Here is a 23,458-nt window from a genome sequence, read left to right as displayed (position 1 = left end):
TCAAGTCCGTACCGATATCGGTACGAGGCACCGCGGAGGAACCCCGGCGACGATGCCCGAGTCCCGGCCAGCCGCCGAGGTCCAGGAACCCCCACGCCGCGCCGACCCGCGCCGGGTCCCCCGCCCGTACGGGTACGACCGCGCCGCCGATCTCGGTGCCGAGGCGGAACGCGCGCCCCGCAGCTCGATCTTCCGCCCGGCGACGGCATTTCCGGCGCACGCCGACGGCTCGGTGTCCGGTGTCCCGGCGTGCGCCGACGGCCCGGTGTCCAGCTTCCCGTCGTATGCCGACCGCCCGGCGCCCAGTGTCCCGGCGACCGCCGACCACCCCGCGAACGGACTCCCCACGCACGCCAACCACCCGCCTCCGCCGGACCGTCCACCCTGACCCGGGTCTCGCCCCTGCCGACGCGAGCGAACTCCAGTGCCCCGACCGGTACCCCGGCCCCGGATCACCGGCCATCACCCGACCCGCACCCCCGCCCGCCCCGGCGAGAAGACCGACGAACGCGCCCTGCACAGACGGGCGGCGGAAGGGCCTGGCCGATCGCGGGCACGGTCGCCGTCGCGATCGCCCCCGGCGCGAGCCGCCCGCCCCCTCCCCCCTCCCACCCCAGCCTCCGCCGGGTGCCGCCCCGCTACCCGCTACATCAGCAAGGACAGCAGCAGCACGAACGCCCCGGCGACCACCGAGATGATCGTCTCCATCACCGACCAGGTCTTGATGGTCTGGCCGACATCCAGCCCGAAGTACTCCTTGACCAGCCAGAACCCGGCGTCGTTGACATGGCTGAAGAACAGCGACCCGGCGCCGATGGCCAGCACCAGCAGCGCGGTCTCCCCGGTGGACATCCCGGCCGCGAGCGGCGCGACCAGCCCGGCCGCCGAGACGGTCGCCACCGTCGCCGAACCGGTCGCCAGCCGGATCACCACGGCGATCAGCCAGGCCAGCAGCAGCGTCGGGATCGCCCAGTCCTCGGATATCTCCAGGATCATCTGACCGACCCCGGAGTCGATCAGCGTCTGCTTGAACCCGCCGCCCGCGCCGACGATCAGCAGGATGCCCGCGATCGGCGCGAGCCCCTTCTCCACCAGCCCCGACACCCGCTCCCGGGCGAACCCGGCGGGCCGCAGCAGGGTGAAGATGCCCACCAGCACGGCGGCCAGCAGCGCGATCATCGGTGAGCCGACGACGTCGAAGACCCGCTGGGTGGCGTTCTCGGGGTCGTCGATGACGATGTCGACCAGGGCCTTGGACAGCATCAGGATGACCGGCAGCAGGATGGTGATCAGCGTCGCGCCGAAGCCCGGCCGCTTCTCCAGCGTCTCGGACGGCCGGTCGGGGATCATCCGCTCGGGCGCCGGGACATCCACCCAGCGCGCCGCGTACCGGGAGAACAGCGGTCCGGCGATGATCACCGTCGGGATCGCCACCAGCACACCGAGGGCCAGGGTGACGCCCAGATCGGCGTCCACGGCGTCGATCGCGACCAGCGGGCCGGGATGCGGCGGCACCAGGCCGTGCATCACGGAGAGCCCGGCGAGGGCGGGGATGCCGATCCGCATCAGCGAGTAGTTGCCGCGCTTGGCGACCATCAGCACGACCGGGATCAGCAGCACCACACCGACCTCGAAGAACAGCGGCAGCCCGATCACCGAGGCGATCAGCACCATCGTCCAGGGCATCGACCGGCCGCCGGTCCGCGCCAGGATCGTGTCGACGATCTCGTCGGCGCCGCCGGAGTCGGCGAGCATCTTGCCCAGGATCGCGCCGAGCGCGATCAGCACGCCGACGCCCGCGACCGTGGTGCCGAGCCCGGCGGTGAAGGACGCGATGACCTTGTCCAGCGGCGCCCCGGCGAACGCGCCGAGCGCCAGCGAGCCGAGGGTCAGGGCCAGAAAGGCGTGCAGCTTGAACTTGGTGATGAGCAGGACGATGACGGCGATACCGGCCAGCACGGCGATGCCCAGCTGGGCATGGCCGGCCGAGGTGATCGGCTCGACGCTGTCCGCTGCCAGCATCTCGACGCTGAGTCTGGTCACGGGGGATTTCCCTTGCAGAGACGGGGACGGGGGAGAGAGAAGGGGGAGAAAGGAGCGGGAGGAGGAAAGACCAGGTCAGCCGATGGCGTCGGTCACGCCGGTCAGGCCAGCCAGCAGACGTACCGCCCGCCCGGTGATCTCCTCCGGCGTGCCGGAGACATCGACGTCGACCCCGCTCTCGTCCGCCTGGAGCGGTTCGAGCGTGGCGAACTGCGAGTCCAGCAGCGCGGCCGGCATGAAGTGCCCCTGCCGGTGCGCCATCCGGTCCTCGATGAGGGGCCGGGCGCCCGTGAGATGGACGAAGACCAGCCCCGGAGCGGCGGCCCGCAGCCGGTCCCGGTAGACCCGCTTCAGCGCCGAACTGCTCACCACTCCGCCGAGCCCGGTCCGGCCGTCCGCCCAGGCGCCGATCGCGTCGAGCCAGGGCCACCGGTCGTCATCGGTGAGCGGGGTGCCGGCCGACATCTTGGCGATGTTGGCCTCGGGGTGGAACGCGTCGCCCTCGGCGTACGGGACGCCGAGCCGGGCGGCGAGCAGGGGACCGATCGTGGTCTTGCCGGTGCCCGCGACGCCCATGACCACGACGACGTGGGGGGTGTTCATCGCTGCCTCGCTGTCTGTTGATGTCACGACACTGAAACCTATTAGGTAAGACAAATTCAAGAGTCTGTGATGAATAAGTCTGACTTTTTCCGAGGGTGATCCGCCCCGTACGCTGAGTGCATGAGCACAGCGGGCCGGGGGCTGCACGGCCGGGTACTGGACACCCTCGGCCCCGAGATCACAGCGGGCCGATACCCCCCGGGAAGCGTGCTGCGCACGGATGAACTCGCCCAGCGCTTCGATGTCTCGCGCTCGGTGATGCGCGAGGCGGTCCGGGTCCTGGAGTCCATGCACCTGGTCGAGTCCCGCCGCCGCGTCGGCGTCACGGTCCGCCCGGAGGCGGAGTGGAACGTCTACGACCCGCAGGTCATCCGCTGGCGGCTGGCCGGCGCCGGCCGCCCCCGCCAGCTCCGCTCCCTGACCGTGCTGCGCTCGGCCGTGGAGCCGGTCGCCGCCGGGCTCGCCGCCCAGCACGCCACGCCCGAGCAGTGCGCCGAACTCACCGAGTGCGCCCTCGGGATGGTCGCCAACTCACGCGGCCAGCGGCTGGAGCGGTACCTGTTCCACGACGTGGCCTTCCACCGGGTGATCCTCACCGCGTCCGGCAACGAGATGTTCGCCCGGCTCGGCGATGTCGTAGCCGAGGTGCTGACCGGCCGCACGCAGCACGACGTGATGTTCGACGACCCCGACCCCGCCGCCGTCACCCTGCATGTCCAGGTCGCCGAGGCGGTCCGCGAGGGCGACGCCACCCGCGCCGAGCACCTCACCCGCGAGATCACGGTCGGCGCCCTCCAGGAACTGGACATCCTGGCCCCCTGAACGGCACCGGTGCGGCGCGTGCCGGGCCCCTCAGCCCACCCGTGGTGCCGGGCGCAGCCCAGACCACACCTCGCCCCGGACCCCGCGCTCGTGCCCTGCGCCGGGCCAGCCCTTCAGCCCGTGCCCTGTGCTGGGCGCCCTCAGTCGGCGCCTTGTCCCGGGCCCGGAGCCCGTGCCCCGGGCTACCTTCCCCCAGCCCGTTCTCCGGGCTACCTCCGCAGCCCGTGCCCCGAGCCACCCCCTCAGCCCGTGCCCTGTACGGGGCGCCCCCAGCCGGTGCCTTGTGCCGGGCTCGCGCCGCCCGCGCGCTGTGCCAGGCGCCTCAGCCCACGCCCTGAGGCCACCGCGCGCCCCCTCAGCCCGCCGGGAACTCCCCGTCCACGTACACCCACGCCCCGTCCACCCGCTCGAACCGGCTCCGCTCCCGCAGCGCGCCGCCCCGGTACGACGCCCGGAACTCCACGACCCCGGTGCGGTGGAAGGCGCTGCCGTCGGCGGTCGCCAGGATCTCCAGCCCGGTCCAGCGCGTCCCGGCATCGAGGTCCAGGGACGCGGGCCGGGTCCGCGGATGCCAGGTCCGCAGCAGATACCCCGCGTCCCCTCGGACGAAGGCGCAGTACCGCGACCGCATCAGCGCCTCGGCGGTCGGCGCGGCGGCACTCCCCGAGTGGAACCGCCCGCAGCACTCCCCGTACGCCGCCGGAAGCCCGCACGGACACCCCGCGGCCCGCCCGCCCGGCCCCGCACCCGCCGGACTCCTGACCGGCCCCGCACCCCCCGCCGCGCGGCTGCCCACACCCTCCGCCGTACGCCCGCCCGCACCCGGTGCCGCCGTACGCCGCTCCTTGCGCCCGCTCACGAGACCCACCTCCTACGCCCGCTCACATGACCCTCCTCCTGACCCCGCACCCGCAGCGCACCCCCGGTCCCCACGCCCCTCAAGCCGCACCCCTCCCGCCCCCTCAAGCCACACCCCTTCCCACGCCCTCAAGCCGCACCCCCCCGCCCCCTCAAACCCCCGACCCCCCACCCGGCGGATAAGGCGGACGCGCCGGTACCCCTGGTGCCCGGTGGGCCGGCAGCGGTGGCAGAGCCGTCCCGTACACCCACGCCCCGAACAGCTCGTCCAGCGGCTCGCCGGTGAAGCGCGCGGCGTGGGACGCGAACATGGCCGTCGTCGCGGAGCCGTTGCGGTGCTGTGCGGTCCAGCCGCGCAGCATCCGGAAGAACGCCTCGTCGCCCAGCGCGCAGCGCAGCGCGTGCACCGCGAGTCCGCCGCGCTCGTAGAGCCGGTCGTCGAACATCAGCTTGCGGCCCGGATCGGCCAGTCGCAGATCCTGCCGCAGCCCCGCCAGCATCCGGTGCGCGACGGCGGCGAGCTGCTGCGCGGAGCGCCCCCCGGACCGCTCCGACCACAGCCACTCCGCGTATTTGGCGAGGCCCTCGTTCAGCCAGATGTGCCGCCAGTCGGCGATGGAGACGCTGTTGCCGAACCACTGGTGGGCCAGCTCGTGCGCCACCAGCCGCTCCGCGCCCCGCGCCCCGTCGACATGGTTCGCGCCGAACAGCGACAGCCCCTGCGCCTCCACCGGGACGTCCAGCTCCTCCTCCGTCACCACGACCGCGTACTCGTCGAACGGATACGGCCCGAACAGCTCCTGGAACAGCTCCATCATCTGCGGCTGCCGGGCGAAGTCCCGGGAGAAGCGCGGCAGCAGCTGCGCCGGGATGTGCCCGTGCTGCGGCACCCCGCCGGGGCCCGGATCGCCCAGCAGCACCGTCTGGTACTTGCCGATCGACAGCCCCACCAGATAGCTGGAGGTCGGCGCCGCCTGCTCGTACACCCAGGTCGTGGTGGACGCCTTCGCCGTCCGGGTCAGCAGCCGCCCGCCCGCCACCACCGAGTACACCGAGGGCGTGGTGATGGAGATCTGGTACGACGCCTTGTCCGCGGGCCGGTCGTTGCAGGGGTACCAGGACGGCGCCCCCACCGGCTGGCTGGCCACCAGCGCCCCGTCGGTCAGCTCCTCGAACCCGATGCCGCCCCAGGGGCTGTGCACCGGCTTGGGATTGCCCGACCAGTGCACCTCGACGGTGAACGCGGCCCCCGCCCGGATCGCCTTGGGCGGCTTGATCCGCAGCCGCCCGCCGCGATGCGTGTAGTGGGGCTGGCGCCCGTCCACCCGCACCCGCCCGATCTTGAAGTCGGCCAGATTGAGCTGGAAGTCATGGAGCGGCGCCGGGCCCGCTATCGCGTTGATCCGGGCCGTGCCCGCCAGCCGGTTCGGCCCCGGCCGGTAGTCCACGGCGAGTTCGTAGCGGTGCACCCGGAAGCGGGCGTCACCGTTGCCCGGGAAGTACGGATCCGGAACCGCCGCCTGCTGAACTGCCACTGCCCCGCCTGCTCCCTGCCCTGTGCCCGTACCAGTGCCCGTACTGCCCGTACGGCACGACCGCTCGCCGAGACCCGTCCGAAGGACCCTAGCGGCGCCATGCCTCGATCGGGTTGCCCAGCCAGCGGGTGTCGTCGGGGAGGGACTCCGCCGCCATCACCAGCGACGCGGGACCCAGGGTGGTACGGGCCCCGACGATGCTGCCGGGCAGAACGATTCCGCCAGGACCCAGCGTCGCGCCCTCACGGAGAACCACAGTATCCGTCCGCAAGATCCGGTCGTGGAAGAGGTGAGTCTGGAGCACACAGCCCCGATTGACCGTCGAGGCGTCCCCCAGCGTCACCAGATCCGCCTCCGGCAGCCAGTACGACTCCAGCCACACGCCCTTGCCGATCCGCGCCCCCAGCCCGCGCATCCACACCGTCAGCACCGGCGTCCCCGGCACCGACCCCGCCAGCCACGGCACGCCCAGCACCTCCACGAACGTGTCCGCCAGCTCGTTGCGCCACACGAAGGAGCTCCACAGCGGATGCTCCCCGGCCCGGTGCCGCCCCACCAGCAGCCACTTCGCCGCCACCGTCACCGCGCACGCCAGCACCCCGGCTCCCAGCAGCACCGGCCCGGCCAGCAGCCACGCCCAGCCGCCCAGCGCGCTCAGCGCCGCCACGGTCAGCACCGCGAGACCGGCCGAGCACAGCACCGGCAGGATCCGGCACAGCTCCACCAGCCCCCGCGCCCACAGCAGCCCCGCGGACGGGTCATAGGTGCGGCTCTGCTCCCCGTCGGCCGCGCTGCGCGGCAGCTTCACCGGCGGCAGCCCCAGATACGAGGTCCCCTTCTTCGCCTTCTTCGGCGTCGCCGACAGCACCCCCACCAGCCCGCCGTCCGGCACGGTCCGCCCCGGCGCGGTCATCCCCGAGTTCCCCAGGAACGCCCGCCGCCCGATCTCCGCCCGCCCGATCCTGATCCAGCCCCCACCCAGCTCGTACGGGGCGGTCAGGGTGTCGTCGGCCAGGAACGCGCCCTCGCCGACCGTCGTCAGACTCGGCAGCGCCAGCACCGTGGACACCTCGGCGCCCTTGCCGATCCGCATGCCGAGCAGCCGCAGCCACACCGGGGTGACCAGCCCCGCGTACAGCGGGAACAGCGTCTCGCGCGAGCGGTCCATCAGCTGCGTCACGGTCCACGCCTGCCAGCCGATCCGGCTGTGCGTCGGATGGGTGCCCTCCCGCAGGCCCAGGCTCAGCACCCGCACTCCGGCCAGGATCAGCAGCGCGTACGCCGCCCCGAACGCCAGCGTCGCCGGCACCAGCGCCTGCGCCGCCCCCACCAGCGCCGCGCCCAGCCCCGTCCCCGGCGTCACGAACACCCGCGCCACCAGCAGCGCCGCGAGCCCCGCCAGCACCGGCAGCAGCGTCAGCGCCACCCCGGTCACCCCGTACATGACCCGCCAGTACGCGCCCCGCTGCGGGCGCTCCTTCGGCCAGTTCCGCTTGGCCTTGCCCAGCTTCACCGCCGGGGAGCCCGCCCAGCGCTGCCCGGTCGGGACCGTCCCGCCGACCGCGGAGCCGGGCGCCACCTCGGCCCGCTTGCCGACCCGCGCCCCCGGCGACAGCACGCTCCGGGTCCCGACGACCGCGTGCGCCCCGACCTTCACGGTCCCGATCCGCAGCCGGTCGCCGTCCAGCCAGTACCCGGAGAGATCCACCTCGGACTCCACCGCCGCACCCCGGCCCAGCTTCAGCAGCCCGGTCACCGGCGGCAGCGAGTGCAGATCCGCGTCCTCGCCCACCTTCGTGCCCAGCGCCCGCGCGTACCGCAGCAGCCACGCCCCGGTCAGCCCGGTCGCCCCGCTGAACTCGGCCAGCCGCTCCGCCGCCCACAGCCGCAGATGCACACCCCCGCCGCGCGGATACCGCCCCGGCTGCACCCCGCGCAGCAGCAGCCGCGCCCCGCCCGCCGCGACCGCGATCCGCCCCGGCGGCGTGAAGAGCACCAGCACCCCCGCGATCACCGCCCACCAGGGAGCCGTGGGCAGCCAGCCGTACCCGCCCAGCACATTGCCGACCGCCGCCAGCACCACCGTCCAGCGCAGCCCCAGCAGCCCGAACAGCGGCACCAGCGCCAGCGACTGCACGACCTGCGCCCGCACCGGCACCGGTGCGATCTTCCGCGCCGTCGCGTCCTCCTGCGCCGACTCCTCCAGATACCGGGCCAGCTTGCGCAGCACCGGCCGCTGATAGATGTCCAGCACGGCCGCGCTCGGATAGCGGGTGCGCAGCCGGGTGGTGAGCTGGGCGGCGGCCAGACTGCCGCCCCCGATGGCGAAGAAGTCGTCGTCCGCGCCGGTCACCGGCGCCCCCAGCACCGCCGTCCACTGCTCGGCGAGCCATGCCTGCGTCCCGTACAGCTCCTCGGCCGGACCACCGCCCGTCACCCCCTCCAACGGCCACGGCAGCGCGTTCCGGTCCACCTTCCCGGACGTCCGGGTCGGCAGCGCCGCCACCGGCGCCAGCAGCGGCACCAGCGCCGCCGGCAGCGCCGCCCGCAGCTTCTCCACGGCCGCCGCCCGGTCCCACCCGTCCTGGGTGACCACATACCCGACGAGCAGCTGATTCCCGCTCCGCGCGGTCCGTACGGCGGCGGCGCCCCCCGCGACCCCGGGCAGCGCCTGGAGCGCGGCGTCGACCTCCCCCAGCTCGATCCGCCGCCCGCCCAGCTTGATCTGCTCATCGGCCCGCCCGAGGAACACCAGCCCCTCGGCGTCGGCCCGCACCAGATCCCCGCTCCGGTACGCCCGCTCCCAGCCCAGCGACTCCAGCGGCGCGTACTTCTCCGCGTCCTTCCCGGCATCCAGATACCGGGCGAGCCCCACCCCCCCGATCACCAGCTCCCCGCTCCCCCCCATCCCCACGGGCACCCCACCCTCATCCACCACAGCCAGCTCCCACCCCTTGAGCGGCAGCCCGATCCGCACGGGCCCCTCCCCGCTCATCAGCGCCGCACACGCCACCACGGTCGCCTCGGTCGGCCCATAGGTGTTCCAGACCTCCCGCCCCTCCGTCACCAGCCGCTGCGCCAGCTCCGGCGGACACGCCTCCCCACCGAAGATCAGCAGCCGGACGTCGTCCAGCGTCTCCGGCTCCCACAGCGCCGCCAGCGTCGGCACCGTCGACACCACGGTGATGTCCTGCTCGACCAGCCAGGGCCCCAGGTCGGCGCCGCTGCGCACCTGCGCGCGCGGCACCGGCACCAGACAGGCCCCGTACCGCCACGCCAGCCACATCTCCTCGCAGGACGCGTCGAACGCCACCGACAGCCCCGCCATCACCCGGTCCCCGGGCCCGATCGGCTCCTCGGCCAGGAACAGCGCCGCCTCCGCGTCCACGAACGCGGCGGCACTGCGATGGGTGACCGCGACGCCCTTCGGCTTCCCGGTCGACCCGGAGGTGAAGATGATCCAGGCGTCGTCCTCGGTCCCCGGCCGCGCGGCGGGCTCCTCGCTGCGCCCCTCGACGGTCAGCGCGTGCCCCGCGCCGATCACCGCCCGCACCCCGGCCTCCCCGAACACCAGCTCGGCCCGCTCATCGGGATCCTCGGCGTCCACCGGCACATAGGCGGCCCCCACCGCCAGCACCCCCAGAATCGCCACATACAACTCATTCGTCCCGGACGGCACCCGCACCCCGACCCGGTCGCCGTGCCCGACCCCGGCCCGCTCCAGCCCGGCCCGCAGCCGCCCCACCTCCACGGCGAGCGCCCGGTAGCTCAGCCGCACGCTCCCGTCGTCCAGCGCCGGCTCGTCCGGATACGACCGTACGGAGGCGTCGAAGATGTCGACGAGCGTGCGCGGCGGGGCGGGCTGGCCGCCGGAGAATCGTGCCGTGTCGCCGAACCGCTCGCGGATCTCTTCGTCGAGCAGGCCGAGAGCGTCGCTCTCGTGAATGGCTGCCATCGGGTCCTCGCGTCTCGATCCCGGAAGCCTCCGGGGCGCTGGACGGTCCGCAGGTCTGCCTGGGTTGTCCGGCTCCAGCTCCGTAACAAGCCGGAAACTTTAGTACGACGCTAGTTTCGTCATCCCCCACCGGCCACCCGACGAGGCCGTACGGCCCCGGAACCGCCCCCTCACCACACCGGTGACCTCGGGATCTTCCACACAGCGAGAGATCCCCCACACAGCGCGTGAAACCGGACAGAAGCCCCCCGACGCCCCTGCCCGGACATGCAAAAGACCCCTGATCGCTCAGGGGTCTCGACTGGTGTCCGAGGGGGGACTTGAACCCCCACGCCCGATAAAGGGCACTAGCACCTCAAGCTAGCGCGTCTGCCATTCCGCCACCCGGACAAGGTGTTTGTCGCGCGGGTTTTCCCCGTGGCGACGACGTAAACATTACCAGGCTTTCGAGTCCGTCCGATCACCCCCCGGCGGGCTCCGGCTCCCGTGAACGACGGATGACGGACGGGGTCCGCTCTTGGGGCCGGGGCCGGTCGGAGAGAGGATGTGGGGGGACTGCCAGCAGCGACAGCGGGAGGAACAGCGTGAGCCAGACGGGCACCGCGGGCGGCGTCAGGGGCGAGGACGAGGTCGTCGACCTCTGCCGCGACCTGATCCGGATCGACACCAGCAACTACGGCGACCACTCCGGGCCGGGTGAGCGGGCGGCGGCCGAGTATGTCGCCGAGCAGCTCGCCGAGGTCGGGCTCGAACCGAAGATCTTCGAGTCCCACAAGGGGCGGGCCTCCACGGTCGCCCGGATCGAGGGCGAGGACCCGTCCCGGCCCGCGCTGCTGATCCACGGCCACACCGATGTCGTCCCCGCCAACGCGGACGACTGGACCCATGACCCCTTCTCCGGCGAGATCGCCGACGGCTGTGTCTGGGGCCGCGGGGCGGTCGACATGAAGGACATGGACGCGATGACCCTCGCGGTCGTCCGCGACCGGCTGCGCAGCGGCCGCAAACCGCCCCGGGACATCGTGCTCGCCTTCCTCGCCGACGAGGAGGCCGGCGGCACCTACGGCGCCCGCTTCCTGGTCGACAAGCACCCCGACCTCTTCGAGGGCGTCACCGAGGCGATCGGCGAGGTCGGCGGCTTCTCCTTCACCGTCAACGAGAAGCTGCGGCTCTATCTGGTGGAGACCGCCCAGAAGGGCATGCACTGGATGCGCCTGACCGTGGACGGCACCGCCGGGCACGGCTCGATGACCAACGACGACAACGCCATCACCGAGCTGTGCGAGGCCGTCGGCCGTCTCGGCCGCCACACCTGGCCGGTCCGCGTCACCAAGACCGTACGGTCCTTCCTGGACGAGCTGTCCGACGCGCTCGGCACCGAACTCGACCCCGAGAACATGGACGAGACCCTCGCCAAGCTCGGCGGCATCGCCAAGATGGTCGGCGCCACCCTGCGCAACTCGGCGGCCCCCACCATGCTCGGCGCCGGCTACAAGGTGAACGTCATCCCCGGCCAGGCCACCGCCCATGTCGACGGCCGCTTCCTGCCCGGCTACGAGGAGGAGTTCCTCGCCGACCTCGACCGCATCCTCGGCCCACGCGTGCGCCGCGAGGACGTGCACGGCGACAAGGCGCTGGAGACCGACTTCGACGGCAAGCTGGTCGACGCCATGCAGCTCGCCCTCGGCGCCGAGGACCCGATCGCCCGCGCGGTCCCCTACATGCTCTCCGGCGGCACCGACGCCAAGTCCTTCGACGACCTCGGCATCCGCTGCTTCGGCTTCGCCCCGCTGAAGCTGCCCCCGGAGCTGGACTTCGCGGGCATGTTCCACGGTGTGGACGAGCGGGTCCCGGTGGAGGGCCTCAAGTTCGGCGTCCGGGTCCTGGACCGTTTCATCGACGCGTCCTGACCCCGCGCCCGGCCCCCGGATTCGTCCTTGTGTACGGCTCTCACCGGGACGAGTGAATGCGCTCATCAGGTCGTAGCCCTAATGCGCGCCCCTCGTTACTGGTGTTGCGATCCGCGGTACGGGATCGCTTTTTGCCAACAAGGAGGAACAATGATCAAGAAGGTCGTCGCCGCTGCGGCTGCCACCAGTGGGCTGGTTCTCGCGGGCGCGGGCCTGGCCGTCGCCGATTCCGGTGCCCAGGGTGCCGCGGTGCACTCCCCGGGTGTCGTTTCCGGCAACGTGATCCAGGTGCCGGTGCACGTCCCGGTGAACGTCTGCGGCAACACGATCTCGGTGATCGGGCTGCTGAACCCCGCCTTCGGCAACACCTGCATCAACAAGTGACGTCGTGCCTCGCCCGATGAGGGTCTGAGCCTTCGGCCCCGGAGCGCCCGCCGCGCTCCGGGGCCGATCGTTCTTCCACCGCTTCTCAGACGCTTCTCAGATGTCGAAGGCAGGAACTTCAGCAATGCGACAGGTCACCCGCAAGGGTCTGATGACCATGGCCGCCGCGACCGGTGTGATCGCCGCCGCGGGCGGCACGGCCCACGCCGACTCCGGGGCGTACGGCTCCGCGGCCGGCTCACCCGGCGTGCTCTCCGGGAACTCGGTGCAGGCGCCGGTGCACGCGCCGGTCAATGTCTGCGGCAACACGATCTCCGTGATCGGGCTGCTCAACCCGGCGATGGGCAACACCTGCGCCAACGCCGGCCAGGGCGCGGGGCACTCCGCCGGCTCGGGGAAGGCCGGCGGCTCCCACACCCGGGGCACCGCCACCGACTCACCCGGCGTCGCCTCCGGCAACCATGTCGAGGCCCCGGTGCACGCCCCGGTCAACGTCTGCGGCAACACCGTGGACGTCATCGGCATCGCCAACCCCGCGACCGGCAACGACTGCGGCAACGCGGGGGGCGACGGGGACGGGGGGTACGGCGAACAGCCGGGGAATCCGGGCAACCCCGGGAATCCGGGTGAGCCGGGGAATCCGGGTGAGCCCGGTAACCCGGGTGAGCCCGGCAATCCGGGGAACCCCGGTGAGCCTGGTAATCCGGGGAACCCGGGTGAGCCGGGCAACCCCGGTAATCCTGGTAATCCCGGTAACCCGGGCAACCCTGGAAATCCGGGGAACCCCGGAAACCCCGGAAACCCGGGTGAGCCCGGTAACCCCGGTACGCCGGGTACCCCCGGAAACCCGGTGGAGCCGCCCTCCACCCCGGCCGCTCCCGGTGAAGGCCCGCACGGGAACCCCGTGAACTGGCCCGGCACCCGGTCCGCCGTCCAGCCGCACGCCGCCGCCCAGCTCGCCCGGACCGGCGGTTCGCTGCCGCTGGGGGCCGCCACCTCGCTGGCCGCCGGTGCGCTGCTCGCGGGCGCGGTGATCTACCGCCGGGCGCGCAGCTCGGCATAACGAGCCGCCGCAACCCGGCGGCGTGGAGCGGGCCCCGTCTCGGCGGGGCCCGTTCGCCGTTCGTGGGTTACCAGGTCGCGCGGACCTGGCGGATGATCCGGCGCCGCAGCCGCACCCGCCGGCTGCCGTCGCGCAGCAGGCTCAGACGGTACAACTCCCAGTGCCCGTACTCGGCGTGGTCGGTCAGCAGACGTGCCGTTTCCCTGCGGGAGACCCCGCGCGGCACGTACACGTCGACAAATTCGTATTCCGGCATCGCATCTATTGTGCGGGCTGGGGCCCGGTACGGATAGCGTCTGCACTATGTCTGATGCTGCGCAGCCCACCGCTGCCGAGGTACGTGCCGCCGCCGAGGCGGTCAAGACCGCGCTCGACCGCCACCTGGCCGCGGTCGAACGCCGGTCCGAGGAGGACGACCAGGCCGTCTACGAGGCGTTCAACGAGCTGGCCGCGGCGGCGGAGGCGTACGACGAGCTGCTCTATGACCGTTATGACGAGGTCACGCCCTTCGAGATCCCCGGCGCGGAGGACACCCTGCCGCCCTACACCGGCCCCGAGGAGCCGAACGCGCTGAGCGTGCTGATCCGCCGGGACTACGCGGTGGTGGAGCCGCAGCGGCTGCTGGCGCAGGCCCAGCGGATCGAGGCGGTGGACCAGGAGGACGGCGCGGCGGACGACCGGGCGGCGAGCACCCTGCACGGGGCGCTGGGGGTGCTGTTCGGGGAGTACGAACCGGACGAGATCGCCTCCCGGCACAAGGAGTTCGGGCTGGAGGAGGGCGACTCCACGCTGTGGGTGACCGCGGCGGACGAGTCGGCCGACCCGGGGGAGTGGCTGGACGCCCCGTTCGACCAGGTGGATCCGCAGCGGGTGGTGTGCCGCTTCGATGTCAGCTCGGTCTTCGACGAGGCCGACGACGAGGGCGACGACGAGGGCGGCGAGGATCTCGACGACGTCGACGAGGTGGAGCTGCACACCCTGGACGAGGACGAGGATCTGGAGCCTTTGGACGCCGACCGGCGTTAGGCATCGGCGGCCGGTGGGTCCGCGGCGGTGGCGGGGAGGGGTTCCTCCCGGCCACCGCCGTTCTCGTTCGCGAGAGGTCAGTCGGCCGTCGGGATCTGGGGGCGGAGCAGGGCCGGGAGCCGGGTGGTGCGGGGCTTCGCGGTGACTTCCGCGACGGCTCTGGGAAGCGCCTGCTCCACCCCGTGCACCACGGACAGATGGCGGTCGGCGCGGCCGAACGCCGTGTAGATCCAGGGCCTGGTGAGGGTCTGCGCGGCATCGCCGGGGAGGACGACGACCGCCGCCCGCCAGCGGGACCCCACGGCCTGGTGGGCGGTCAGCGCCCAGCCGTGCCGCACCGACCGGGCGACCCGGTCCTGGGGGACGACGATCCGCTCGCCCGCGCAGGACAGATGCAGTCCGGCGCCGTCCGCCGTGACCACCGTGCCCGGTTCCGCCCGGCCGGGGGCGGGGGAGTGGACGATCCGGTCGCCGGGGTCGAAGCCGCCGAAGCGGCCGGGGCCGGGATTGAGCCGCTCCTTGAGGGCGGCGTTGAGCGCCCGGGTACCGGCGGCGCCGCCATGGCCCGGGGTGACGACCACCGTCTCCTCGGCGGGCACGCCGATCGCGCGGGGCACGGAGTCGGCGACCAGCTGGACCGTGCGGTGCACGGCCTCGCCCGCGTCCCGGACCGGCACGATGACGATCTCCTTGCCGGGTGCCTCGACCTGGTTCAGCTCCCCGGCGCCGATGCCCGAGACCAGCTCGCCCAGCGGGCCGGGGTCCGGGCGGCGGGAGGCGATCTGCGGGCAGTGCCGGGCGGCCAGCAGATCGGCGAAGACCCGGCCGGGGCCCGCCGACCACAGCACCGCCGGGTCACCGGCCAGCACCAGCCGGGCCCCGTCCGGCAGCGACTCGGTGAGCAGCGCGGCGCCCTCCACGTCCAGTTGCGGGGCGTCCAGCACGATCAGCAGATCCAGATCGAGCGCGCCGTCCGGGTCGCGCCCGGGACCGTGGGCGCCGGAGAGCAGCGCGGCGACGGTGGTGACGCCCTCGGGGTCACCACCGCCGGACTCCGCCACCCGCGCGGCGAAGCGCTCCCGGCCGACCGGGGTGTGGGCCGCCGCCCAGACGCGCAGGCCGAGGGTGCGCGCGGCGGTCAGCAGCGCGGCCGGTTCGGCGAGGGACGCCTCGGCGCCGGTGTGCAGCACCAGGGCGTGCCCGGCGACCGCGCGGATCAGGTCGGTGGCGGCCCCCTCGGTGGCGACGGCCGCCCGCTCCCAGTCGTCCGCCGAGCCGTCCTGCTTGGGGACCGAGGTGATCAGCCGGGCCAGTCCGTCGGCGAGGCTCTCCTCGGCGAGGGCGTACCGCTCCAGGCCCACCAGCACCCGCACCGGGCGCTCCTCCTCTTCGCCCTCCTCGCCGTCCGGCGCGGGCGGGGGCGGGGGTGCGCCGGGTTCGTCCAGGGCGTCCTGGAAGACCAGGGCCTCGCCCTCGGCGAGGGTGCTCTGCACGGCCTCGTCGGGGTCGGGCACCCCGTACCGGGTCAGGGCGGTGAGCAGGGCGGGCAGGTCCAGGGCGGTGTGCCCGGCGAGCGCCGCCTGCTCCAGCAGCCAGCAGACCACCGCCCGGCCGCGCCGCTCGTCGTCGGGGCGGCCGTCGGCGCCCAGCAGCGCCCGCGCGAAGCCGTCCGCCTGCTCGGGCCGCACCCCGGCGACCCGCAGCAGCCGCCAGGGGTCCTCGCGCAGCAGCGCGGGCGCGTCCTCGCCGAGCGCCTCCGCGGTCTGCGCGGCGAGCGACCCGGGTGCGCCGCCGTCGGCCAGCACCTGTCCGACGGCCGCGACCGCGTCGGGCGTGGGGCCCGCGGGCCGCTCGGCGCGCACGGGTTCGGGGCGGCGGACCGGTGCGGGCGCGGGGGCCCGGCGGCGCGGGGCGGGTTCGGGGTCGGCGAACGCGGTCGCGGTGGGCTTCTGGCCGCTCTCCACCGCCCGGACCGCCGCGAGCAGTTCGGCGGCCGTACCGCTGAGCTTGGCCCCGGCGTCGATGGGCCCGGCCTTCTCGGCCTTGCGCCGCTCGATCCGCTCCCGCTCCAGCTCCTGGGCGGCGAGCTCGGCCGCCGCCTCGGAACGCGCGCGGGTGTCGGTGCCGTCGTCTTGTACGGCGGCGGCCTCCTTGCCGTCCTCAGCGGTGGCGGCTTCCTCGGAGCGTCCGCCACCGTCTCCGCCGTCCTCCGAGGCAGCGGCCCCCTCGGAGTGCCCGCCGGTGGCCTCGTCGTCCTCCGTGATCGCGGCCTTCCCGGAGGGCTCGCTCGTGTCCGTGCCGTGCTTGGCGGCGGCAGCCTCCCCGGTGCGTCCGCCACCGTCCCCGCCGTCCTCCGAGGCAGCGGCCCCCTCGGAGCCCCCGCCGGTGGCCTCGTCGTCCTCCGCGATCGCGGCCTTCCCGGAGCCCCCGCCGGTGGCCTCGCTGTCCTCCGTGATCGCGGCCTCCCCGGAGGGCTCGCTCGTGTCCATGCCGTGCTCGGCGGCGGCAGCCTCCCCGGTGCGCTCGCCACTGTCCCCGCCGTTCTCCGCGGCAGCGGCCCCCTCGGTGCGCCCCCCGGGGTCCCCTCCGGCCCCCGCCGTGGCAGTCTTCCCGGAGCCCCCGCCCGTGTTCTCGCCGGTCTCCGCGGGGGCGGACTTCTCCGGGGTTTCCCGGGTGCTCTCCGGCTCCGTGCTCACAGCGTGCTCCAGTCGTGATCGGGATAGCGGTGCACGGGCGCCGACACATCGTCGAGCGCCCGGCAGATCTCGTCAGGAAGACTAAGCGCCTCCACTGACAACGCGGCGCTGAGCTGCTGCGCGTTGCGCGTGCCGACGATCGGGGCGGTCACCCCGGGCCGGTCCCGGACCCAGGCCAGGGCGATCTGGAGCGGGGTCACCGCGAGCCCGTCCGCGGCCGTGGCCACCGCGTCCACGATCCGGCTCGCGGTGTCGTCGAGATACGGCTCCACGAACGGGGCCAGATGCTCCGACGCGCCCCGCGAGTCCGGGGGCAGGCCGTCGCGGTACTTGCCGGTGAGGACCCCGCGCCCCAGCGGGGAGGACGGCAGCAGGCCGATGCCCAGATCCAGCGCGGCCGGCAGCACCTCGCGCTCGACACCGCGCTGGAGCAGCGAGTACTCCATCTGTGTGCTGGACAGCCGGGTGCGGGTGCCGGTGGCGGCGAGCTGCCAGGTGGCGGCCTTGGCGAGCTGCCAGCCGCAGAAGTTGGAGACCCCGGCGTAGCGGGCGCGTCCGCTGGCCACGGCCAGGTCGAGGGCCTGGAGGGTCTCCTCCAGCGGGGTGTCGGGGTCGTAGGCGTGGATGTGCCAGAGGTCGACGTAGTCCGTGCCGAGGCGGGCGAGGGAGGCGTCGAGCGCGGCGAGCAGATGGCCGCGCGAGCCGTTGAACCGGCGGTCCGGGTCGGGGACGCTGCCCGCCTTGGTGGAGATCACGAAGTCCCGGCGCGGCACGAGCCCTTCCATGAGGCGCCCGAGCAGATATTCGGCCTCCCCGTCGCTGTAGACGTCCGCCGTGTCGACGAGGTTCCCGCCCGCCTCCCAGAAGGTCTTCAAGAGGTCCGCCGCGTCGTGCTCGTCGGTGTCTCTGCCCCAGGTGAGGGTGCCGAGTCCGATGCGGGACACGCGCAGGCCGGTGCGGCCGAGATGCCTCTGCTCCATGAACGCCGAGAGTACTGGCCAGAACTGGTGCCGTGGGTTGCCTGTGGACAACGCGTTCCCCGGCCGCCCCGCTGGTCGGGCGCCCGGGGCGCGAGCCTCGTCACAGCGGTCTCGCCCCCGGCTCCGGCCCGCGCTAGGGTCTGCGGACACAGGGACGTTACTGATCAGTAAGGGGATGCGGTCATGCAGCTCGGGATCAACCTCGGCTACTGGGGCGCGGGAATGGACGCGGACAACCTCGCCGTCGCCCAGGAGGCCGACCGGCTCGGGTACGCGGTGTGCTGGGCGGCGGAAGCGTACGGATCCGACGCGGCGACCGTGCTCGCCTGGGTCGCCGCCCGGACCGAGCGGATCGACATCGGCTCGGCCATCTTCCAGATCCCGGCCCGCCAGCCCGCGATGACGGCCATGACCGCCGCCACCCTCGACTCCCTGTCCGGCGGCCGGTTCCGGCTCGGTCTCGGCGTCTCCGGCCCGCAGGTCTCCGAGGGCTGGTACGGCGTGCGGTTCGACAAGCCCCTGGCCCGCACCCGCGAGTACGTGGAGATCGTCCGCAAGGCCATGACCCGCGAGCGCCTCACCCACGAGGGCGCGCACTGGACGCTGCCGCTGCCCGGCGGCCCCGGCAAGCCCCTCAAGCTCACCGTGCACCCCGAGCGCGAGCACATCCCGCTCTACATCGCCGCGATCGGCCCGAAGAACCTGGAGCAGACCGGCGAGATCGCCGAGGGCGCCCTGCTGATCTTCTCGTCCGCCGAACATCTGGAGGACACCGCGCTGCGGCATCTGCGCGCGGGCCGAGAGAAGGCCGGGAAGACCCTGGACGGCTTCGACGTCTGCCCGACCCTGCCGCTCGCCCTCGGCGACGACAAGGACCTCACCGCCCTCGCCGACACCTTCCGCCCCTACACCGCGCTCTACGTCGGCGGCATGGGCAGCGCCCAGCAGAACTTCTACAACCGGCTCGCCCGCCGCATGGGCTACGAGGAGGCGGCCGGCGAGATCCAGGAGAGGTACCTCTCCGGCGACAAGCAGGGCGCCGCCGCGGCCGTACCGCACGATCTGATCGACTCCACCACCCTGCTCGGCTCCGTGGACCGGATCGCCGACCGGATGACCGCCTACGCGGCGGCCGGGGTCACCACCCTCACGCTCGCCCCGGCCGGTTTCACCCTGGACGAGCGGCTCGCCGCGCTGCGCGCCGGCACCGAGGCCCTGGAGCGCGCCGGACTCGCGTGACACGCCGTCGGGCGCAGGGTGGGGGGAGTTTCCGCGGCCGTGGTGGGGGCTCGGGGGTCTTCCCCGCCACGGCCGTCACGCGTACAACGCGCCGGAGCGTGCCCGGTTACGCCCCGGGGCGGCGCCGGGGGTCCGTCATTTGGCGGAGTTGTCCGACACAACTGTTGCAGCACCTGGGCGCGGGCATTTGACTCGTTCTTTGCGGAGTTCCTCCAGAGAGGTGCCTCAGATGCTTTCGGCCAAGAGCCTGTTCCAGGAGATCCTCGACAACGACGCGTCCTTCCGCCTGTTCTGCTCCATCGCCGCCAGCGGTGAGTCGCAGGGCGGCTGGGAGAACGCCCGCATCGCCGCGCTGGTCCCCGCGAGCGAGCGCGATCTCGCCCCCAAGATCACCCGGCACGGCGCCGACGAGGACAAGCACGGGCGGATCTTCAACGCCCTGATGAAGAAGCGCGGCCTCGAACCCGTCGACGTCCCCCCGGCGACCGACTACACCATGCTCCTGGAGCGCGCCGGGATCGGTCTGGCCCACGAGAAGCTCAAGAGCGACCAGGCCCTCACCCTCCAGGACATCATCACCTACCTCGCCCACAGCCGGGTCACCGAGCAGCGCGCCTCGGAGCAGATGGAGATGCTGCGCACCCGCTTCGGCGACCACCCGGACATCGGCCGCGCGGTACGGATGATCTCCCACGACGAGGACAACCATCTCGCCTACTGCCACGAGGAACTGCTGCGCTACGCCCGCGCGGGGCACGGCCCGGCCATCCAGCGCACCCTGCGCGCGTGCGCCCTCGCCGAGATCCGGATCTACCGGGATGTCAGCCTCGCCGTCATGGCCCATATGGGGCACGTCCTCGGCTGGTCCCGGCCCAAGGCGGCGCTCCTCGCCCTCGGCATCCACGCCGTCCACCTCTACGAGCGGCTCGGCGGCTGGCGGCGCATGGTCTCCCTGCGGATGCCGGAACGCCGGGACGCCCTCGGGGGCCCGGCGGGGGCGACGCCGGAGTTCGCCTGAACCACGCCGGAAGCGCCCCTGGGGGACCGGGAGGCGCCCCACGCGCGCGGGGCGTCCCCAGAGCGCTGCCCGGGGCGTCGCCCTACATCCACCCCCGCCGCTTGAAGCCCCGGTACAGCAGCGTCACCAGCGTGCCCATCAGCGCGATGACCGCCGGGTACGACCAGATCCAGTGCAGCTCGGGCATATGGTCGAAGTTCATGCCGTAGATGCCCGCGATCAGGGTCGGGACCGCCGCCATGGCCGCCCAGGCGGAGATCTTCCGCATGTCGTCGTTCTGCCGCACGCTCATCTGCGCCAGATGCGCCGACAGGATGTCCGACACCAGCCGGTCCAGGCTCTCCACGGCCTCGTTCACCCGCGCCAGATGGTCATTGACGTCCCGGAAGTACGGCCGCGCCTTGTCGTTCACGAACGGCACCGTGCCGCCGAACGGGCCGAGCCCCGCCAGCCGGGTCAGCGGCAGCGCCAGCGGCACCGACGCCCGCCGGAACTCCAGCACCTGCCGCTTGAACGAGTAGATCCGCAGCGCCGAGTTGCGCGAGCCGCCGCCCTCGGGGGAGAAGACGTCCGCCTCCAGCTCCTCCAGATCGGTCTGCAGCTCCCCGGCGACATCCAGATAGTGGTCGACCACGGCGTCCGAGATCGCGTACACCACCGCCGTGGGGCCCTTGCCCAGCAGTTGCGGCTCATGCTCCAGACGGTGCCGGACCGCCGCCAGCGGGGAGCCCTCGCCGTGCCGGACGGTCACCACGAACCCCTCCCCGATGAAGATCATCACCTCACCGGTGGTGACGGTGTCGCCCTCCGGCTCGTACAGCACCGGCTTCAGCACCAGGAACAGCGAGTCGTCGAACACCTCCAGCTTGGGCCGCTGGTGGGCCTTCAGAGCGTCCTCCACGGCCAGCGGATGCAGTCCGAACTCCTCGGTGACCAGGTCGAACTCGCCCGGCGTCGGCTCGTACAGCCCGATCCAGACGAAGCCGCCGCCCGCGCGGGCCTCGGCCAGCGCCGCCGAGAAGTCCTCGGGCGCCTCCTCACGGCGCCCCGCGCGGTAGATGGCGCAGTCCACGATCACCCTGCGTATTCTCCCGCCACCGCCCGGCCACCGCACCCGGGCTGCGCCTACCCTGGGCGGCATGCCCACGCTGATCCTGGTCCGGCACGGACGTTCCACCGCCAACACCGCGGGACTGCTCGCCGGCTGGACGCCCGGCGTCACCCTCGACGAACGGGGCCGTGAGCAGGCCGCGGCCCTGCCCGGACGACTCGCCGCACTGCCCCTCGCCGAGATCGTCACCAGCCCCCTGACCCGCTGCCGGGAGACCGTCCAGCCGCTCCTCGACGCCCGCCCCGGCCTCACCGCCGAGGAGGACGACCGGATCGGCGAGGCCCACTACGGCGACTGGACCGGCCGCAAGCTGGCCGAGCTGAACGACGAACCGATGATGCCGGTCGTCCAGACCCACCCCTCCGCCGTCGCCTTCCCCGGCGGCGAGTCCATGCGCGCCATGGCCACCCGCGCCGCCGAGGCCGTACGGGAGTGGAACGCGCGCGTGGAGCGCGATCACGGGGCCGACGCCCTGTATCTGATGTGCTCGCACGGCGACATCATCAAGTCCCTGGTCGCCGACGCCCTCGGACTGCACCTGGACCTCTTCCAGCGGGTCTCCGTCGAGCCCTGCTCGGTCACCGTCATCCGGTACACCCCGCTGCGGCCCTATCTGGTGCGGCTCGGCGACACCGGCGACTTCGCCTCCCTGGTGCCCCGCGAGGCCACCGGGGAGGGGGACGCCCCGGTCGGAGGCGGTGCGGGCGCACCGTGATCGTCGGTCGCAGTAGGGTTGAGCGGTTGCCGTAGCCGCGCTCCGGCCGGCACCGCCCGCGATCCCCCACGACCGCCCGATTCCCACCACGACTGCTATGGAGCTGGACGTGTCCCGTCAGGTGTTCCTCTACGACCCCCCGGACCGCTTCGTGGCCGGTACGGTCGGGCTGCCCGGACGCCGTACGTTCTTCCTCCAGGCCACCGCCGGATCCCGCGTGACCAGTGTGGCCCTGGAGAAGACCCAGGTCGCGGCCCTCGCCGAACGCATGGACGAACTGCTGGACGAGGTCGTCCGGCGCAGCGGCGGCAGCGCCTCCGTACCGGCCGTGGCGCCCTCGGAGATCTCCGACACCGGCCCCCTGGACACCCCGGTGGAGGAGGAGTTCCGCGTCGGCACCATGGCGCTCGCCTGGGACGGCGAGGAGCAGCGCATGATCGTCGAGGCCCAGGCGCTGGTCGAGCTGGACGCCGACTCCGAGGAGGACCTCGCCGAGGCCGAGGAGCGCCTGCTCCAGGACGAGGAGAACGGGCCCCCGATGCTGCGGGTCCGGCTCACCGGCGCCCAGGCCCGCGCCTTCGCCAAGCGGGCCCTGGACGTCGTCAACGCGGGTCGGCCGCCCTGTCCGCTGTGCAGCCTGCCGCTCGATCCGGAGGGACATGTATGTCCGCGCCAGAACGGATACCGCCGCGGAGCGTGACCGACGTGGACCTGCTCACCGAGGGTGAGCTGACGGTACGCGGTCGCATCCGGGACGCCTCCAACGCCGCCCTGTACTGCACCCTCGCGCACGAGGGCCGCGAGGCCGCCTGCATCTACAAGCCGGTCGCCGGGGAACGCCCGCTGTGGGACTTCCCCGACGGCACCCTCGCCCAGCGCGAGGTCGCCGCCTACGCGGTCTCCGCGGCCACCGGCTGGGACCTCGTCCCGCCGACCGTGCTGCGCGAGGGCCCCTACGGCGAGGGCATGGTCCAGCTGTGGATCGAGGGCACCCGGGACACCGAACTCCTCGCCCTGGTCGACGCCGAGGAGCCCGAGCCGGGCTGGAAGGCGATCGGCCTCGCCGAGGTCGGCGAGGGCCGGACGGCCCTGCTGGTGCACGCCGACGACCCCCGGCTGCGCCGCCTCGCCGTCCTGGACGCCGTCATCAACAACGCCGACCGCAAGGGCGGCCATCTGCTGCCCACCGCCGACGGCCGGCTCCACGGCATCGACCACGGCGTGACCTTCCACACCGAGAACAAACTCCGCACCCTGCTCTGGGGCTGGGCGGGCGAACCGCTGCCCACCGAGGCCACCGACACGCTGTGCCGCCTCGCCGGGGACCTGGAACCCGGCGCGGCCCTCGCCGCCCGCCTTGCCCCCCTGATCACCCCCGCCGAACTCGACGCCACCCGCGCCCGCGTCACCGCCCTGCTCACGGCGGGCGTCCACCCGGCCCCCGGCGGCGAATGGCCGTCCATCCCCTGGCCACTTGTCTGAGGCCGTCTGACACCCGCA

At 73.3% G+C, this 23,458-nt stretch carries 20 protein-coding genes and 1 tRNA gene; 11 read left to right on the top strand and 10 right to left on the bottom strand.

What is annotated here, in order from left to right; all coding sequences use genetic code 11:
- The first annotated feature begins 52 nt into the window (after window positions 1-52).
- Window positions 53-388: a hypothetical protein gene (locus ABZX40_RS01555; RefSeq protein ID WP_355745728.1), complete on the top strand. Its 336-nt coding sequence runs from the start codon at window positions 53-55 to the stop codon at window positions 386-388.
- A 257-nt stretch (window positions 389-645) separates the two neighbouring features.
- Here ABZX40_RS01555 and ABZX40_RS01550 read toward each other — a convergent pair whose 3' ends face one another.
- Both ABZX40_RS01550 and ABZX40_RS01545 read right to left on the bottom strand, forming a co-directional pair.
- Window positions 646-2,043 carry a gluconate:H+ symporter gene (locus tag ABZX40_RS01550; protein WP_355745725.1) on the bottom strand — a complete coding sequence of 466 codons (1,398 nt, stop codon included), beginning with the start codon at window positions 2,041-2,043 and terminating at the stop codon, window positions 646-648.
- 75 nt (window positions 2,044-2,118) lie between these two features.
- A complete protein-coding gene (locus tag ABZX40_RS01545; RefSeq protein ID WP_355745723.1) occupies window positions 2,119-2,646 on the bottom strand; it encodes a gluconokinase in 528 nt (175 codons plus the stop codon).
- A gap of 120 nt (window positions 2,647-2,766) precedes the next feature.
- On the opposite strand from ABZX40_RS01545, the gene ABZX40_RS01540 reads away from it, so the two are divergent.
- Window positions 2,767-3,468, top strand: a complete 702-nt coding sequence (locus ABZX40_RS01540) for a FadR/GntR family transcriptional regulator (protein WP_355745720.1) — start codon at window positions 2,767-2,769, stop codon at window positions 3,466-3,468.
- A gap of 355 nt (window positions 3,469-3,823) precedes the next feature.
- Here ABZX40_RS01540 and ABZX40_RS01535 read toward each other — a convergent pair whose 3' ends face one another.
- The 4 genes from ABZX40_RS01535 to ABZX40_RS01520 form a co-directional block, all read right to left on the bottom strand.
- Window positions 3,824-4,264: a YchJ family protein gene (locus tag ABZX40_RS01535; protein ID WP_355745854.1), complete on the bottom strand. Its 441-nt coding sequence runs from the start codon at window positions 4,262-4,264 to the stop codon at window positions 3,824-3,826.
- 214 nt (window positions 4,265-4,478) lie between these two features.
- Window positions 4,479-5,861: a M1 family metallopeptidase gene (locus ABZX40_RS01530; RefSeq protein WP_355745717.1), complete on the bottom strand. Its 1,383-nt coding sequence runs from the start codon at window positions 5,859-5,861 to the stop codon at window positions 4,479-4,481.
- Window positions 5,862-5,949: 88 nt separating this feature from the next.
- Window positions 5,950-9,816 carry a Pls/PosA family non-ribosomal peptide synthetase gene (locus ABZX40_RS01525; protein ID WP_355745714.1) on the bottom strand — a complete coding sequence of 1,289 codons (3,867 nt, stop codon included), beginning with the start codon at window positions 9,814-9,816 and terminating at the stop codon, window positions 5,950-5,952.
- A 302-nt stretch (window positions 9,817-10,118) separates the two neighbouring features.
- Window positions 10,119-10,206: transfer RNA gene (locus tag ABZX40_RS01520), tRNA-Leu, on the bottom strand.
- Window positions 10,207-10,400: 194 nt separating this feature from the next.
- Here ABZX40_RS01520 and ABZX40_RS01515 point away from each other — a divergent pair.
- The 3 genes from ABZX40_RS01515 to ABZX40_RS01505 all read left to right on the top strand — a co-directional run bounded on the left by ABZX40_RS01515 (window position 10,401) and on the right by ABZX40_RS01505 (window position 13,173).
- Window positions 10,401-11,726 carry a M20/M25/M40 family metallo-hydrolase gene (locus tag ABZX40_RS01515; protein ID WP_355745711.1) on the top strand — a complete coding sequence of 442 codons (1,326 nt, stop codon included), beginning with the start codon at window positions 10,401-10,403 and terminating at the stop codon, window positions 11,724-11,726.
- A 150-nt stretch (window positions 11,727-11,876) separates the two neighbouring features.
- Window positions 11,877-12,110 carry a chaplin ChpH gene (gene chpH / locus ABZX40_RS01510; RefSeq protein ID WP_355745708.1) on the top strand — a complete coding sequence of 78 codons (234 nt, stop codon included), beginning with the start codon at window positions 11,877-11,879 and terminating at the stop codon, window positions 12,108-12,110.
- A gap of 124 nt (window positions 12,111-12,234) precedes the next feature.
- A complete protein-coding gene (locus tag ABZX40_RS01505) occupies window positions 12,235-13,173 on the top strand; it encodes a chaplin (RefSeq protein ID WP_355745705.1) in 939 nt (312 codons plus the stop codon).
- A gap of 67 nt (window positions 13,174-13,240) precedes the next feature.
- Here ABZX40_RS01505 and ABZX40_RS01500 read toward each other — a convergent pair whose 3' ends face one another.
- Entirely contained in the window at window positions 13,241-13,429 is a 189-nt protein-coding gene (locus ABZX40_RS01500; protein ID WP_355745702.1) for a DUF5703 family protein, read from the bottom strand.
- 47 nt (window positions 13,430-13,476) lie between these two features.
- Here ABZX40_RS01500 and ABZX40_RS01495 point away from each other — a divergent pair, with 47 nt between their 5' ends.
- Entirely contained in the window at window positions 13,477-14,199 is a 723-nt protein-coding gene (locus ABZX40_RS01495; RefSeq protein WP_355745700.1) for a hypothetical protein, read from the top strand.
- A 77-nt stretch (window positions 14,200-14,276) separates the two neighbouring features.
- On the opposite strand, the gene ABZX40_RS01490 is transcribed toward ABZX40_RS01495, so the two are convergent.
- Complete coding sequence (locus ABZX40_RS01490; RefSeq protein ID WP_355745851.1) at window positions 14,277-16,688, bottom strand: helix-hairpin-helix domain-containing protein; 2,412 nt, start codon at window positions 16,686-16,688, stop codon at window positions 14,277-14,279.
- A 203-nt stretch (window positions 16,689-16,891) separates the two neighbouring features.
- The gene (locus ABZX40_RS01485; RefSeq protein ID WP_355745697.1) at window positions 16,892-17,875 is read right to left on the bottom strand and encodes an aldo/keto reductase; all 984 of its coding nucleotides are present in this window, start codon (window positions 17,873-17,875) and stop codon (window positions 16,892-16,894) included.
- Between the two features lie 183 nt (window positions 17,876-18,058).
- Between ABZX40_RS01485 and ABZX40_RS01480 the strand changes: the two genes are divergently transcribed.
- Window positions 18,059-19,114 carry an LLM class F420-dependent oxidoreductase gene (locus ABZX40_RS01480; protein ID WP_355745695.1) on the top strand — a complete coding sequence of 352 codons (1,056 nt, stop codon included), beginning with the start codon at window positions 18,059-18,061 and terminating at the stop codon, window positions 19,112-19,114.
- Window positions 19,115-19,343: 229 nt separating this feature from the next.
- Complete coding sequence (locus ABZX40_RS01475; RefSeq protein WP_355745692.1) at window positions 19,344-20,132, top strand: ferritin-like domain-containing protein; 789 nt, start codon at window positions 19,344-19,346, stop codon at window positions 20,130-20,132.
- 82 nt (window positions 20,133-20,214) lie between these two features.
- Here ABZX40_RS01475 and corA read toward each other — a convergent pair whose 3' ends face one another.
- Complete coding sequence (gene corA / locus ABZX40_RS01470) at window positions 20,215-21,210, bottom strand: magnesium/cobalt transporter CorA (protein WP_355745689.1); 996 nt, start codon at window positions 21,208-21,210, stop codon at window positions 20,215-20,217.
- A 61-nt stretch (window positions 21,211-21,271) separates the two neighbouring features.
- Between corA and ABZX40_RS01465 the strand changes: the two genes are divergently transcribed.
- The 3 genes from ABZX40_RS01465 to ABZX40_RS01455 all read left to right on the top strand — a co-directional run bounded on the left by ABZX40_RS01465 (window position 21,272) and on the right by ABZX40_RS01455 (window position 23,440).
- The gene (locus tag ABZX40_RS01465; protein WP_355745686.1) at window positions 21,272-21,958 is read left to right on the top strand and encodes a histidine phosphatase family protein; all 687 of its coding nucleotides are present in this window, start codon (window positions 21,272-21,274) and stop codon (window positions 21,956-21,958) included.
- Between the two features lie 109 nt (window positions 21,959-22,067).
- The gene (locus ABZX40_RS01460) at window positions 22,068-22,658 is read left to right on the top strand and encodes a DUF3090 domain-containing protein (protein WP_355745683.1); all 591 of its coding nucleotides are present in this window, start codon (window positions 22,068-22,070) and stop codon (window positions 22,656-22,658) included.
- On the top strand, window positions 22,622-23,440 hold the full coding sequence (locus tag ABZX40_RS01455) for an SCO1664 family protein (RefSeq protein WP_355745680.1): 819 nt from the start codon (window positions 22,622-22,624) through the stop codon (window positions 23,438-23,440). The genes ABZX40_RS01460 and ABZX40_RS01455 overlap by 37 nt, the downstream gene beginning before the upstream one ends.
- The last annotated feature ends 18 nt before the right edge of the window (window positions 23,441-23,458 follow it).

Source organism: Streptomyces sp. NPDC004610 (assembly GCF_040609715.1).
Classification (GTDB): domain Bacteria; phylum Actinomycetota; class Actinomycetes; order Streptomycetales; family Streptomycetaceae; genus Streptomyces.
Note: the sequence above shows the minus strand (reverse complement) of the source record. Positions and strands in the feature narration are given on the sequence as shown.

Excerpts from the sequence above, each read along its gene's own strand:
- ABZX40_RS01475 (WP_355745692.1), top strand. The coding sequence starts at position 19,344 with ATGCTTTCGGCCAAGAGCCTGTTCCAGGAGATCCTCGACAACGACGCG.
- ABZX40_RS01525 (WP_355745714.1), bottom strand. The coding sequence starts at position 9,816 with ATGGCAGCCATTCACGAGAGCGACGCTCTCGGCCTGCTCGACGAAGAG.
- ABZX40_RS01500 (WP_355745702.1), bottom strand. The coding sequence starts at position 13,429 with ATGCCGGAATACGAATTTGTCGACGTGTACGTGCCGCGCGGGGTCTCC.
- chpH (WP_355745708.1), top strand. The coding sequence starts at position 11,877 with ATGATCAAGAAGGTCGTCGCCGCTGCGGCTGCCACCAGTGGGCTGGTT.
- ABZX40_RS01495 (WP_355745700.1), top strand. The coding sequence starts at position 13,477 with ATGTCTGATGCTGCGCAGCCCACCGCTGCCGAGGTACGTGCCGCCGCC.
- ABZX40_RS01505 (WP_355745705.1), top strand. The coding sequence starts at position 12,235 with ATGCGACAGGTCACCCGCAAGGGTCTGATGACCATGGCCGCCGCGACC.
- ABZX40_RS01540 (WP_355745720.1), top strand. The coding sequence starts at position 2,767 with ATGAGCACAGCGGGCCGGGGGCTGCACGGCCGGGTACTGGACACCCTC.
- ABZX40_RS01480 (WP_355745695.1), top strand. The coding sequence starts at position 18,059 with ATGCAGCTCGGGATCAACCTCGGCTACTGGGGCGCGGGAATGGACGCG.
- ABZX40_RS01545 (WP_355745723.1), bottom strand. The coding sequence starts at position 2,646 with ATGAACACCCCCCACGTCGTCGTGGTCATGGGCGTCGCGGGCACCGGC.
- ABZX40_RS01455 (WP_355745680.1), top strand. The coding sequence starts at position 22,622 with ATGTCCGCGCCAGAACGGATACCGCCGCGGAGCGTGACCGACGTGGAC.
- ABZX40_RS01485 (WP_355745697.1), bottom strand. The coding sequence starts at position 17,875 with ATGGAGCAGAGGCATCTCGGCCGCACCGGCCTGCGCGTGTCCCGCATC.
- ABZX40_RS01465 (WP_355745686.1), top strand. The coding sequence starts at position 21,272 with ATGCCCACGCTGATCCTGGTCCGGCACGGACGTTCCACCGCCAACACC.
- ABZX40_RS01555 (WP_355745728.1), top strand. The coding sequence starts at position 53 with ATGCCCGAGTCCCGGCCAGCCGCCGAGGTCCAGGAACCCCCACGCCGC.
- ABZX40_RS01490 (WP_355745851.1), bottom strand. The coding sequence starts at position 16,688 with ATGGACACGAGCGAGCCCTCCGGGGAGGCCGCGATCACGGAGGACAGC.